The sequence below is a fragment of the Shewanella sp. VB17 genome (genome assembly GCF_013248905.1).
In the GTDB taxonomy this organism is placed as follows: Bacteria; Pseudomonadota; Gammaproteobacteria; order Enterobacterales; family Shewanellaceae; genus Shewanella.
Genome location: NZ_JABRVS010000001.1, coordinates 538772 through 553595, shown reverse-complemented (window position 1 = coordinate 553595; position 14824 = coordinate 538772). Strand labels below are relative to the sequence as shown.

Here is a 14824-nt window from a genome sequence, read left to right as displayed (position 1 = left end):
GTATAAAAAATCTTAAAGTAAATTATGCATGAGTAAACCCACGACATAATAACGACTGTTCATTCGCAGCAAAAATACCATGTTAAAATTTTAATTCGACATGGTATTTAGTTATTGATAGTACGTTACCTACTGCTAAACATGTTTACCTATCATTGATCTTCATTGTCAAAAAAATACTAAAACACTGTGACTATTGCTGTTCTGAACAATCCTGCGTCTCGACTGCTATTAGTATCATCAGAAAAATCAGTATATTCTAATTTTAAAGCAGCTGAAGGGTGAAAATCCCAACGAGCGCCCACTGTAGTATAATTGCTTTCCCTCTGCTGTGAGGCAATAAGACCTTGTGTTGGTACGCTAAGACCAGGTATTGATGGAGCATTACTGGCAAAATTGTCTCTTTCATTTTCATCAGCGCCATAAGTAACATGAATAAGCAAATCGCTTATCTTATACCCCCCCAGAATAAAGTAAGAATCTTGATTTGCCAAAGTCGTCCCATCTAAGGTTAAGCGAGTAAATTCACCAACAGCAATAAAATTGTCAAAATCAAGCTGAAAACCAAATTCGACAAATTTACCAGTATCACTTTCTATCGCGATATTATCAGCAATATCAGGAAAACCTGCTAAATTCCAGCCATTGGCTAAGCCGTCAAAAAATGGCGCATTCATGTCAGATTGAAGGTATGCAGCACGTAATGTGAGCCAGTTTTTATTCACAGTAACCGCCAACCCCATTAAATCTTTAAAATCCGGTTCAACGGGTCCCTCACCAAGACTAATATCTTCTGTATTACTGCCATAAATCACTTGAATAGTAGTATCAAAACCAACAAATTCATCGCTATATATAGCACCTAAGCCTTCAAATGTATCAAAAGCAACACTATACACACCTTCTGGTGGCGTGATCCAAGGATAAGCATAGGAAACATCTAAATAATCTGAGTACATATAAAATGGCACTCGTTGTTTACCTAATAAAAAACGTAAATTATCAGTAGCATCGTAACTCACGAATGCCCATTCAAAGTTTGCCTCCCAGTTATCCACCCCCCTTGACATAATTTGCGCGGTAACACCGAGCCCATTGCCTAAATCGCTACTGGCTTGAATAGCAAGTAAAGAACCCGTTTCAAAATCTAACGAATCATCAAAATCATATAGCTCTTCATCACTCGAACTGGTCATTCCTGCAACGATATTAGCAAAGCCATTCAGGACAACTTCAGCTTGAGAAGCTCCACTGATTAATATACTGATGAGTGCGATAGACTTGCATAGAGTTTTCATCTTTCATCCACCTATTTGTTTGAATAGTTTTAGATATTTAATTTTAGACTTTAAACTGGCAAGTCACATTTTCTAACTCACCAGCTAACTCCGCTAATTGATTACTTACATTAGCAATCGTTGAAGATGCTTCGGATGCTTCATCAGCACAATGCTGAATTTCTTCTACATGGCCAACTATTAAACCGGAAACTTGATGCTGCTGCTCTGTTGCAAGCGCTATTGAACCATTCATCTCAGTGATTGTTTGAACTGCCTCTGTTATCGCTAATAAACTGTCTCCAGCCTCATTAACGCTTTCAACGCTCATTTCTACACTGGATCTTGAATTTTCCATCATCGACACCGCTTTACTGGCCGCTGTTTTTAACTGATCAAGCATTTGATTAATTTCTTCTGTAGATTCCTGAGTTCTTGATGCTAAGTTTCTTACTTCATCAGCAACAACAGCAAAACCTCTTCCCTGCTCCCCGGCTCTTGCTGCCTCTATTGCAGCATTTAAAGCCAATAAGTTTGTTTGCTCTGCAATACCTTTAATCACTTCAAGTACAACATTCACCCTATTCGTATCTTCTTGTAATTGAATAATTGTTTGAGCAGATTCATTCACATTTTTTGATAATTCGCGGATCCCTTTTACTGTATGCTCAACGACTTGCTTACCTTTATCAGCATCAACACTGGCATTTTTAGCTGATGAAGCAGCTTCAGCTGCATTGGTTGTAATACTTGCAACACTTTGGTTCATCTCTTCTACAGATTCTCGAGATTGTACGATACTGTCTGATTGACGAGCAAAAATAACGATTGTCTGCTTCGATAATGATTGAATCGAATTGGAGGTTTCAGCTAATGGTTTGGCAATATCAACGACGTCTTTTATCACTCCTTGTAATTTTTCAATAAAACTATTAAACCAAAAAACTAAATCACCAATTTCATCTTTGCTCTTAGTCGATAATCTAACGGTTAAATCACCATTTTCTTGTGCAATGTTTTGCATTGAGTCAATGATCCCTTTTAAATTCGAACGAATCGCGCTAGCAATAGGAACAGACACAGCAAATAAAAGTACAATCGTGATACTTCCAACAATAACACCAATCATAGACGTTGATTCAGCTTGCTCGCTAACCGATTCAAATGCATAATTAAATGAATCTGAACGTTCGCTTTGAAACTTACTAAGTTTACTCTGCAAAGCCAGCAACTTAACAGACATGTCTTTACTACGTTGACCAATTTTAGAAAAATCAGCAGTCCCATCAACCATATCTTTTGATAGACCGTAAGCTTCATGATAATACTCATCAAAATCTGTAATTAACGATTGTAAAAATACAGCATTATTTTTGTCTGTATTAATATTTACCTGTATTTTAGTCCGTATTTCATCAGCATAATTATTCGCTACCTCCAACAACTCAACTTCAGATAATGTGACTGAATTACCGAGAGTCACACTTATTTTATCTAATCGAACCAAGCTATATTCTGATGTTTGTAATAGCTGATATTCGATTCGATATGCATTATCTAAGGAAGAAACAATATTAGACATTGACGACATGCTGATCCCTAGATAAAAACAAAACCCAGCAGCACCAACAATGGGGATCAGTAAAATTTTAAAACGTATAGATAACTCTCTAAAAAAGTCCATATGCATTCTCTAACAATAGTTAAAGTGAGATAACGAGTATAAAAAGCATAGATGTAAATTTTAATTTAACAAGTTAGTACTTAAAAGATAAACATATTAATTCATAATAAACAGCGTATTCAAATGAGATGCACTGACTAACGCTCTCGCATTTTCAAAATGGAAAGTCCCATCTAACATGACGAAATATGCTAAAGCGATCAAACCTGCATTGACAGACGAGTGAGTGTTTTGCAGCATTTAAAAAGAAAAAATCCCGTTTCGTTAGCAACAGGCTTTTTTCGTTCTCGTTAAGAGAATTTTATTTTCACTACTTTACTCTAACAAAAAGTAAAAGTGAAAACGAATTAGGCGCCTGGAAATGACCTACTCTCACATGGGGGTGAAGAAGTAGTGATTTGAATGCATCGCATTCAGCTGCTTTGTAACGAGAGTCGGCACCGTCACTGTACTGGGGAGCCCGCTTAGCGGCGGGTTGACATCGAGGTAGGCATTGCACGTACGTGCTTAAGTGGATAAGCCACCTGCCTAGAATAACATTAGATACGCCAAATGAAGTGTCAAACTATTAACAGTCCAAACGCAAAAAAGCCACCTTAATAAGGTGGCTTCTCTACTTAAATAGGCGCCTGGAAATGACCTACTCTCACATGGGGAGACCCCACACTACCATCGGCGCGATTGCGTTTCACTTCTGAGTTCGGGATGGGATCAGGTGGTGCCACAATGCTATGGTTTCCAGACAAATTCTTACTGGTTAATTATTCGTCTCACGGCATTGTTTCCTCGCTCCAGTGCTTGTGTACTAAAGTACACGCCGCGCTTCACTCGTTACGGCTTTGTCAGCCAAACAATTTCCTGCGTAATTAACCAAATAACTAAATTCGAAAAGCTGTTAAATAAATATAATTGAGTGTAACTTAAATCAAATTGGTATTCTTTTTCGCTCTGTAATCACTCATTAACCACAAACTTCTTAGAAGTAAAACCCATCTGGGTTGTATGGTTAAGCCTTACGAGTCATTAGTACAGGTTAGCTCAACGCCTCACAACGCTTACACACCCTGCCTATCAACGTCCTAGTCTCGAACGGCTCTTTAAAGGGATTAAATCCCTAGGGATGACTCATCTTAGGACTCGCTTCCCGCTTAGATGCTTTCAGCGGTTATCGATTCCGAACGTAGCTACCGGGCAATGCTATTGGCATAACAACCCGAACACCAGCGGTTCGTCCACTCCGGTCCTCTCGTACTAGGAGCAGCTTCCTTCAATCATCCAACGCCCACGGCAGATAGGGACCGAACTGTCTCACGACGTTCTGAACCCAGCTCGCGTACCACTTTAAATGGCGAACAGCCATACCCTTGGGACCGACTTCAGCCCCAGGATGTGATGAGCCGACATCGAGGTGCCAAACACCGCCGTCGATATGAACTCTTGGGCGGTATCAGCCTGTTATCCCCGGCGTACCTTTTATCCGTTGAGCGATGGCCCTTCCATTCAGAACCACCGGATCACTATGACCTACTTTCGTACCTGCTCGACGTGTATGTCTCGCAGTTAAGCTGGCTTATGCCATTGCACTAACCGTACGATGTCCGACCGTACTTAGCCAACCTTCGTGCTCCTCCGTTACTCTTTGGGAGGAGACCGCCCCAGTCAAACTACCCACCAGACACTGTCCTCGACCCCGATTCAGGGGGCCAGAGTTAGAACATCAAAACTACAAGGGTGGTATTTCAAGGTTGACTCCATCAGAACTAGCGTCCCAACTTCATAGTCTCCCACCTATCCTACACATGTAGGTTCAATGTTCAGTGCCAAGCTATAGTAAAGGTGCACGGGGTCTTTCCGTCTAGCCGCGGGTATACGGCATCTTCACCGCAATTTCAACTTCACTGAGTCTCGGCTGGAGACAGCGTGGCCATCATTACGCCATTCGTGCAGGTCGGAACTTACCCGACAAGGAATTTCGCTACCTTAGGACCGTTATAGTTACGGCCGCCGTTTACCGGGGCTTCGATCATGAGCTTCTCCGAAGATAACCCAATCAATTAACCTTCCGGCACCGGGCAGGCGTCATACCGTATACTTCCTCTTGCGAGTTTGCACAGTACTGTGTTTTTGATAAACAGTTGCAGCCACCTGGTATCTGCGACTCCCGTCAGCTTAAAGAGCAAGTCTTATCACCAACAGGAGCGTACCTTCTCCCGAAGTTACGGTACCATTTTGCCTAGTTCCTTCAGCCGAGTTCTCTCAAGCGCCTTGGTATTCTCTACCCAACCACCTGTGTCGGTTTGGGGTACGATTCCTACTAACCTGAAGCTTAGAAGATTTTCCTGGAAGCATGGCATCAACTACTTCATCACCTTAGTGACTCGTCATCAGCTCTCAGCATCGCAATTTAATGCGTATTCCCGGATTTGCCTAAGAATACTGCCTACTACCTTAAACGCGGACAACCAACGCCGCGCTAGCCTAGCCTTCTCCGTCTCTCCATCGCAGTTAGCAGAAGTACGGGAATATTAACCCGTTTCCCATCGACTACGCCTTTCGGCCTCGCCTTAGGGGTCGACTCACCCTGCCCTGATTAACATTGGACAGGAACCCTTGGTCTTTCGGCGAGGGAGTTTTTCACTCCCTTTATCGTTACTCATGTCAGCATTCGCACTTCTGATACCTCCAGCGTGGGTTACCCCTTCACCTTCTACGGCTTACAGAACGCTCCTCTACCGCGTACATCAAAGATGCACACCCGTAGCTTCGGTGTATTGCTTAGCCCCGTTAAATCTTCCGCGCAGGCCGACTCGACTAGTGAGCTATTACGCTTTCTTTAAATGATGGCTGCTTCTAAGCCAACATCCTAGCTGTCTAAGCCTTCCCACATCGTTTCCCACTTAGCAATAACTTTGGGACCTTAGCTGACGGTCTGGGTTGTTTCCCTTTTCACGACGGACGTTAGCACCCGCCGTGTGTCTCCCGAGTAGTACTCATTGGTATTCGGAGTTTGCAAAGGGTTGGTAAGTCGGGATGACCCCCCTAGCCTTAACAGTGCTCTACCCCCCCAATGGTATTCGCTCGAGGCGCTACCTAAATAGCTTTCGAGGAGAACCAGATATCTCCCGGTTTGATTGGCCTTTCACCCCCATCCACAAGTCATCCGCTCATTTTTCAACATAAGTCGGTTCGGTCCTCCAATTGATGTTACTCAATCTTCAACCTGCCCATGGATAGATCACCGGGTTTCGGGTCTACACCTTGCAACTAAACGCGCAGTTAACACTCGGTTTCCCTACGGCTCCGCTATTCGCTTAACCTCGCTACAAAATGTAAGTCGCTGACCCATTATACAAAAGGTACGCAGTCACGGTTTCTTACCCATAAAGAGTTGAACCGCTCCCACTGCTTGTACGTATACGGTTTCAGGTTCTATTTCACTCCCCTCACAGGGGTTCTTTTCGCCTTTCCCTCACGGTACTGGTTCACTATCGGTCAGTCAGGAGTATTTAGCCTTGGAGGATGGTCCCCCCATGTTCAGACAAGATGTCACGTGTCCCGTCCTACTCGTTTTCATCTATGGTTAGTTTTCATGTACGGGGCTATCACCCTGTGCCGCTGTGCTTTCCAACACATTCCACTAACACCCCATAGACTTAAGGGCTAACCCCCGTTCGCTCGCCGCTACTAGGGGGATCTCGGTTGATTTCTTTTCCTCCGGGTACTTAGATGTTTCAGTTCCCCGGGTTCGCCTCACGACACTATGTATTCATGTCGTGATACATGCTTATGCATGTGGGTTTCCCCATTCGGATATCGTTAGCTCAAATGCTTGTTACTAGCTCGCCAACGCTTTTCGCAAGTTACTACGTCCTTCATCGCCTCTGACTGCCAAGGCATCCACCGTATACGCTTAGTCACTTAACCATACAACCCACATAGGTTTTTATTCGCTTGCTACTTTGCCCTTATGCGGCGTTACTTAAGTTCGCTTGTCAGTTATGTAGCGCTGCTACATGCCTTTCTCGCTCACTTTCGCGCCTTGCCTAAGACCAAACTCGCTGCGCTAATATTATCTATTGTTCAAACGGGTAGTTTGAACGAGATGTATCGCAACTAATGGTGTTTACTTTCGCCAAAAGAATACTCTTGAACTCATCACCCTAAGGTAAATTATTCCGCACTTGATTTAAGTGTTTGAGAACTCAATTATTTATTTTCGCATTAATGCTATTAACAACAAACAACCTATAACATAAGCCATTCACTGTCCCTTTCACATTAACACTATCAGCTTTCCAAATTTTTAAAGAGCGGGCTTAAAAAAGCCAAAGATAAAGTATTAGTTTATCTTTGGCATCTCTATCCAATGCATGTATATATTGTATTAAAATATAATTAAATGGTGGAGCTATGCGGGATCGAACCGCAGACCTCCTGCGTGCAAGGCAGGCGCTCTCCCAGCTGAGCTATAGCCCCATTTACATGCAGTCAAACAAAATATATACGTTTACTTATTACTAAGTTATTACCAAATCGCTTCTTAACAATGCCAACAGTGACGACGTTTAGCTTTCTTAAACGAGTCACTTCCCAACGTATGAAAGGAGAGATTTTGGTGGGTCAGAGTGGACTTGAACCACCGACCTCACCCTTATCAGGGGTGCGCTCTAACCAGCTGAGCTACAGACCCATTTATACTTGCATTCTTATTAATAGCTTACTGCTTTAAACAAGAGTACGTCGTCTAAATAGACACGTATATTTTTTGCTCTTTCTTCTATCAAGTAATCTGTGTGAACACTCAGCAAATATTGAGTTAGTCGTATAGGTAAGGAGGTGATCCAGCCCCAGGTTCCCCTAGGGCTACCTTGTTACGACTTCACCCCAGTCATGAACCACACCGTGGTAAACGCCCTCCCCGAAAGGTTAAGCTATCTACTTCTGGTGCAGCCCACTCCCATGGTGTGACGGGCGGTGTGTACAAGGCCCGGGAACGTATTCACCGTGGCATTCTGATCCACGATTACTAGCGATTCCGACTTCATGGAGTCGAGTTGCAGACTCCAATCCGGACTACGACCGGCTTTGTGAGATTAGCTCCACCTCGCGGCTTTGCAACCCTCTGTACCGACCATTGTAGCACGTGTGTAGCCCTACTCGTAAGGGCCATGATGACTTGACGTCGTCCCCACCTTCCTCCGGTTTATCACCGGCAGTCTCCCTAAAGTTCCCGGCATGACCCGCTGGCAAATAAGGATAAGGGTTGCGCTCGTTGCGGGACTTAACCCAACATTTCACAACACGAGCTGACGACAGCCATGCAGCACCTGTCTCTCAGTTCCCGAAGGCACCAAACCATCTCTGGTAAGTTCTGAGGATGTCAAGAGTAGGTAAGGTTCTTCGCGTTGCATCGAATTAAACCACATGCTCCACCGCTTGTGCGGGCCCCCGTCAATTCATTTGAGTTTTAACCTTGCGGCCGTACTCCCCAGGCGGTCTACTTAATGCGTTAGCTTGGGAACCCAGTAACTAAGTTACCAAATTCCGAGTAGACATCGTTTACGGCGTGGACTACCAGGGTATCTAATCCTGTTTGCTCCCCACGCTTTCGTACATGAGCGTCAGTCTTTGTCCAGGGGGCCGCCTTCGCCACCGGTATTCCTTCAGATCTCTACGCATTTCACCGCTACACCTGAAATTCTACCCCCCTCTACAAGACTCTAGTTCCCCCAGTTCCAAATGCAATTCCCAGGTTGAGCCCGGGGCTTTCACATCTGGCTTAAAAAACCGCCTGCGTACGCTTTACGCCCAGTAATTCCGATTAACGCTTGCACCCCTCGTATTACCGCGGCTGCTGGCACGAAGTTAGCCGGTGCTTCTTCTGCGAGTAACGTCACAGCTAGCCGCTATTAACGACCAACCTTTCCTCCTCGCTGAAAGTGCTTTACAACCCGAAGGCCTTCTTCACACACGCGGCATGGCTGCATCAGGCTTTCGCCCATTGTGCAATATTCCCCACTGCTGCCTCCCGTAGGAGTCTGGGCCGTGTCTCAGTCCCAGTGTGGCTGATCATCCTCTCAGACCAGCTAGGGATCGTCGCCTAGGTGAGCCATTACCTCACCTACTAGCTAATCCCACCTAGACTCATCTAATCGCGGAAGGCCCGAAGGTCCCCTCCTTTCCCCCGTAGGGCGTATGCGGTATTAGCAGTCGTTTCCAACTGTTATCCCCCACGACTAGGCAGATATCTAGGCATTACTCACCCGTCCGCCGCTCGACGCCTGATAGCAAGCTATCTTCGTTTCCGCTCGACTTGCATGTGTTAGGCCTGCCGCCAGCGTTCAATCTGAGCCATGATCAAACTCTTCAATTAAAGTTTTTTGCTAAACCCCGTTAAGGACTCAGCGGCTCAATGAATTCTGATGTCATTGACAACACTCATAAGAGCATTAACAACGATTGTACATATTGATTCAAACTAGGTTCGAATCTATGAACACTCATTCATTGAGAAATTTTTTGACTGCCTCACTTTTACTAGAAAAAAGAGGCAGTTTCGAATAACTCAATACCTGTGAGTGTCCACACAGATTACTTGATAAATTGTTAAAGAGCGTTAGTACCAATCTTTCAGATACTGCCGTTAGACGCTAGGTCGTTGGCTTGAGGAGGCGTATTCTACACTCTCCATCGTTTGCGTCAAGCGCTTATTTTAAGAAGATTTTCAATTGACGTTTTCTTGTACACTTTCGTGTTAGGCTACATCAATGAACCACTTAAACTGCTTTTCACCCTACTAAGCTTTCTATTGAAATCTCAATCTCTAACACTGCTGCAAGTCACTTACTCCTTAGCGTTTACGCTATCTCGTTGGCCTACTGTGCCGTGTCAGTGGTTGCGCATTATAGGGATATCACCGCAGAGTACAAGCGCTTTTTTATAAAAATATCAATTAATAGTTTTCATGGGGAATAATCAAACAACATGACTATTTAAGCAACTAAACTCTGTTCATTGTCCCAAAAACAAGCTTAGTTTCCGGTCAATTAACCACAGCATCCATGATTCAAAAAAATGTATGATTAAACAAGCCTAATTACACACTGTAAAACATTAGCCACAAGTAACAGATTCTATTTCGCATCTCGTTCGAGTAACTTATCTAACTCTTTTTGCTCTTCTGCGCTAATAGCTTGCTCGTCGAGCTCTGTAATGGCTTGTTTACGTATAAAGAAAAAACCAATCAATAAGCCCGTCATTAACAAAACTATTGGCCCTAACCATAGTGCATAGGTTTTAGTCTCCATCCTTGGTTTATAAAGAACAAACTCTCCATACCGGCTCGTCATAAACTCAATGACTTCATCATCGTTTTTACCAGCATCAATCATTTGATATAACTCAAGACGTAAATCTTGAGCAACTAAAGAGTTAGAGTCTACCAAGTTCTGATTCTGACATTGAGGACAACGTAAAGAATGTGCTAGTGCTAAAGCTCGCTGCTGATTATCTACCGACTTAAATTCATATGTATCTACAGGAGTAGCAAATGCACCTGATAACATAATGAGTGATAACGCAATAGCAGTGAAAATTCGAAACCAATAGCTAATCATGAAGCCCCCTCTAACTTCGCTACTGCCTGAAGCTCTTTAATCATAGGTAACAAGATCTCACTCCAAGCTCTTTGGTCAATAGGACCTGCAAAACGGTATCGAACAATGCCATTATGATCAACTAAGAAGCTTTCTGGAGCACCATAGACACCTAAATCGAGGCCTAATCGTCCATCATGATCAAAAATATTTTTAGTATACGGATCACCTTTACGCCTTAACTCAAGAAGTGCCATTTCTCGTTCATCACGATAATTAATACCGTAAATAGGCAGAATGTTCTGACGCGCAAACCGAATCAGATAAGGATGTTCATATTTACATGATGGGCACCATGTCGCCCATACATTAAATAGCGAAACCTTACCTTGCAAACTTTCGTTAGTAATCACTTCACTTGGGTTCTCTAAACTTTCCAATTGAAAAGCAGGAACAAGCTTACCTTCTAGTGCGGAATCTAGCTGTTGTGGATTAAGGAACAGACCTTTATAAAGGAGTATTCCCATCACCAAAAATAGTACTAATGGAATAAACAGCACTAGTCTCTTTTTCATATTTGCCCCCAATTCAGTTAAGTGGTCACTAATGTTACTTTCTTTACATCAGGCCCTAGTGATACGATTACTTTTTTTGTGCGATAACGCTTATCGGATGCAGCAAAGAACCCACCCACCATCATAAAGATGCTACCAAACCATAACCAACGAACAAAAGGCTTATAATTCAAACGTACTGCAAATTCAGTTGCGTTAATGGGATCCCCCATAGTGACATATAAATCTCTGAATACGCCCCAATCTATTCCCGCTTCTGTCATTCCCATCGTTTGAACATTATATTGACGTCTATCAGGCTTTAATAAGGTAACTAATTGGCCTTCTTTAGTCACTTCAATTAACCCTTGCTTAGCTGAATAATTAGGCCCATCAACTTTTTGTGTTTCCAAATACTTAAAGCTATACCCGGCTAATTCTTGCGTAATACCTGGGCCCATGCGAACGCTTTTTTCAATAGAATAGTTAGAAACAATCGTTGCGCCGACAACAGAAACGGCAATACCTAAATGAGCAATGATCATACCTAACTGACTTCTGTTAAGGCTGATTAAACTCAAAGAACCATCTTTGGCTTTCATCATGTCATAACCTGCACGCACTGTAGCCAATACGATCCATGCTGCTGCTGTGATACCTAACATGACCCACAGATTAAACTGACCATCAGCAAAAAATGGTGTGGCGGTGCCAACTAGAATCGCAATTATTGCAGGGACAAGCAGTTTCGCTTTTAAAATACCCGGTTTAGATTTTTTCCAACGTATATTAGGGCCTATACCCATAAACGCAAATAACACCAACACGATAGGTACAAATACAGTATTAAAGTACGGTGGACCTACAGAAATCTTACCCATGTTAAGTGCATCAATAAGTAAGGGATAAAGTGTACCGAGAAGCACTGTGGCACAAGCAACGGTCAATAATATATTACAAATTAACAGCATGGATTCTCTAGACTTCAATTCAAAACGCGCAGGACTCTTCATGTCACTTGCCCGAAATGCAAACAAAGCCAGCGATCCGCCAACGGTTAGCCCCAACAGTAACAGAATAAATATTCCACGACTTGGATCTGATGCGAATGAATGCACTGACGTCAGTACGCCAGAACGGACGATAAAGGTCCCAAGCAAACTCAATGAAAAGGCAAAAATCGAAAGTAATACTGTCCAGTTACGAAAAGCTGCACGCTTCTCAGTAACAATGACTGAATGCAATAGTGCTGTACCAACTAACCAAGGCATAAATGACGCATTTTCGACTGGATCCCAAAACCACCAACCGCCCCAACCTAATTCATAATAAGCCCACCAAGAACCTAGCGAGATACCACCAGTAAGAAATATCCAAGCAGCCAAAACCCAAGGACGACTCCAACGAGCCCAAGCCGCATCAAGACGACCTCCCATCAGTGCCGAAATAGCAAAGGCAAAACTGACGGAGAAGCCAACATACCCTAAATAAAGCATAGGCGGATGGAAAATAAGGCCAACATCTTGCAACATTGGATTGAGATCTCGACCTTCCATTGGTATCGGAAATAAACGCTCAAATGGGTTTGACGTTAAGAGCATAAAAAATGTGAAACCAACAACGATGAAGGCGAGTACTGATAACACTCTAGCAATGAAAACTTCTTCTATATTTTTACTTAATGAAGCTACTGCTACGGTCCAAACTGATAAGGCAAACACCCAAAACAGTAACGAGCCTTCATGCCCCCCCCATACGGCAGCGATTTTAAAAAATGTAGGTAACTGCGAATTTGAGTGATTAGCAACGTAAGCAACTGAAAAGTCATCAATAACAAAGCTATAACCAAGAACTGTAATCGATAAGAGAATAAAGAAAAACATCCCATAACTTAATGGCCAAGCATAACGCACTAAGTATGGATCTTTACGTGCAACACCAATTAAAGGAATGCTAGCCAACAGAAAGGCAAATGCCAAACCTATGATAAGCGACAGGTGTCCTAATTCAGGGATCATGGGGTTTCCTCAGTCCTATTAGTGGATTGAATAAATGCTAGTTCAATGCATATGAGTTTACGACTTACACGGCTCAAGGTACAAATTTTGAGTCATTTTAGTATTTGCGACTGTATCTGTCTGCTTATTTCGAACAATTATGGGCGACTAGTCTCATTCTTCACCAACAAGGATTTGTTGTCCCATTATAAAAACAGCTTACATTAACACTCAAACCCTCGCTTAAGAGTTACATTCTAACTCTTTTTTAGAAATAGAAACGAACTGTGAACCAGTGCTCAACTATGACTTCTGAGACGAGATAAGTCCTTATATTACTGTTCAATGCATAATCTTTACGTATAATCCTATTCTTATCCCAGCGGCATCTCCGCTTTTTTCTAACGAATGTGAAAAAGAAATAATGACCACTCTATGGATTTTTATTGCGCTTTTCTTATTAGTCAGCTTAGTACTGATTTGGTTTCCTCACTTTCGGCAACAACAAATGCTGCAAACAGAAGAAGCTGATTTTCGGAAAAAAACTAACCTTGAACTGTTTCAAAACCGCCTTGCTACATTAGAAAAAGAACGGACCGATGAGCAGATTGACCAAATTGAATTTAATGCACTAAAGAAAGAATTAGAAATTAGTTTGCTTCAAGATACTCAACAATGCGCCGATGAGTCTTTAGTCATTAAAATAACACCTAAAGGATTGTTATGGCCAGGCGTGATGTCACTTGCCATATTGAGCATTAGTGGATATTTTTATATTAATTTAGGTGCCTACGCTAACGTAAACCAAGCAGAACAAGTAAGCATTCATCCAAGTATGACCGCTGAGCAAATCATGCAACAACGCCTCAAAATGATGGAAGCCCAAATTGAATTAGAACCAGAAAACAGTCAGCTTCTTTTCAGTCTAGGCCATCGTTATATCTCAGCTAACCGTTATGATGATGCCATTAAGACATTTAATAAAGCAATAGAGTTAGTAGGAAGCCATGCAGAATTACTTGGGCCCAAAGCAACGGCTATGTACTACAAAGCGAATCAACAGATGACACCAGAAATTCAAGCGATAATCGACACGTCACTCTCGCTCGATCCTGAAGATCCATCCACACTATTATTAGTCGGCATGAATTCATATTTTACCAATAATTATCAAAAATCCATCGACGCATGGCAAATTATACTTGATAGTAAACGAGAAGATGTTGATCGCAGTGCCATTATCAACGCCATTGATACCGCTAAAATGAGAATCAAAGCAAAAACAGGTGTAATGCCTAATGATAAGATTAATACCGTTAAAAGCGTTACTGTAGAGGTCTCTATTTCACCGGAGCTTCAAAATAAGGTCGATGAAAACGATACGCTATTTATTTTTGCTCGTAATACTGAAGGTCAAAAACTACCTTTAGCTGCAACCAAGATCTCAGCAAAATCCTTACCGGCAACAATCACCTTAGATAATAGTACTAGTATGAGCGATGCTATAAAGCTTAGCGATGTAAGTAATGTCGAAATTATCGCGGTATTGTCCAAGCATGGTTCAGTAAAACCTCAACCAGGTGATATTAGAGGTCGCTTAAAAACGATGCCAGTCGGTTCAAACGCAAAACTGGTGTTAGATACACAAGTTCAATAATCTACCCACTACGTTAAGAAGCCGACTCAGTGTCGGCTTTTTCCACCACGCTTACCTATG

Annotated in this window: 6 protein-coding genes, 2 tRNA genes and 3 rRNA genes; 1 reads left to right on the top strand and 10 read right to left on the bottom strand. The window is 42.6% G+C overall.

Going from position 1 to position 14824, the window contains the following annotated elements:
• Nucleotides 1-179: 179 nt before the first annotated feature.
• The 10 genes from HQQ94_RS02550 to HQQ94_RS02505 form a co-directional block, all read right to left on the bottom strand.
• On the bottom strand, nt 180-1298 hold the full coding sequence (locus HQQ94_RS02550; RefSeq protein WP_173292941.1) for a porin: 1119 nt from the start codon (nt 1296-1298) through the stop codon (nt 180-182).
• A 43-nt stretch (nt 1299-1341) separates the two neighbouring features.
• Nucleotides 1342-2961 (bottom strand): methyl-accepting chemotaxis protein, encoded by a 1620-nt coding sequence (locus HQQ94_RS02545; protein WP_173292940.1) that lies wholly within the window; start codon nt 2959-2961, stop codon nt 1342-1344.
• Between the two features lie 627 nt (nt 2962-3588).
• Nucleotides 3589-3704: ribosomal RNA gene (rrf, locus tag HQQ94_RS02540) — 5S ribosomal RNA — on the bottom strand.
• A gap of 259 nt (nt 3705-3963) precedes the next feature.
• Nucleotides 3964-6885: ribosomal RNA gene (locus HQQ94_RS02535) — 23S ribosomal RNA — on the bottom strand.
• Nucleotides 6886-7361: 476 nt separating this feature from the next.
• Nucleotides 7362-7437: transfer RNA gene (locus HQQ94_RS02530), tRNA-Ala, on the bottom strand.
• Between the two features lie 137 nt (nt 7438-7574).
• Nucleotides 7575-7651 (bottom strand) — tRNA-Ile (locus HQQ94_RS02525).
• A gap of 139 nt (nt 7652-7790) precedes the next feature.
• Nucleotides 7791-9334, bottom strand: a 16S ribosomal RNA gene (locus tag HQQ94_RS02520).
• The 16S, 23S and 5S rRNA genes sit together here with 2 tRNA genes alongside, the layout of an rRNA operon.
• A 760-nt stretch (nt 9335-10094) precedes the next feature.
• Nucleotides 10095-10577, bottom strand: coding sequence for a cytochrome c-type biogenesis protein (locus tag HQQ94_RS02515; protein ID WP_173292939.1), 483 nt, complete (start codon nt 10575-10577; stop codon nt 10095-10097).
• Nucleotides 10574-11131 (bottom strand): DsbE family thiol:disulfide interchange protein, encoded by a 558-nt coding sequence (locus HQQ94_RS02510; RefSeq protein WP_173292938.1) that lies wholly within the window; start codon nt 11129-11131, stop codon nt 10574-10576. Before HQQ94_RS02510 ends, HQQ94_RS02515 begins: the two co-directional genes overlap by 4 nt.
• Before the next feature lie 17 nt (nt 11132-11148).
• On the bottom strand, nt 11149-13128 hold the full coding sequence (locus HQQ94_RS02505; RefSeq protein WP_173292937.1) for a heme lyase CcmF/NrfE family subunit: 1980 nt from the start codon (nt 13126-13128) through the stop codon (nt 11149-11151).
• A 403-nt stretch (nt 13129-13531) separates the two neighbouring features.
• On the opposite strand from HQQ94_RS02505, the gene ccmI reads away from it, so the two are divergent.
• Complete coding sequence (ccmI, locus tag HQQ94_RS02500; protein WP_173292936.1) at nt 13532-14764, top strand: c-type cytochrome biogenesis protein CcmI; 1233 nt, start codon at nt 13532-13534, stop codon at nt 14762-14764.
• The last annotated feature ends 60 nt before the right edge of the window (nt 14765-14824 follow it).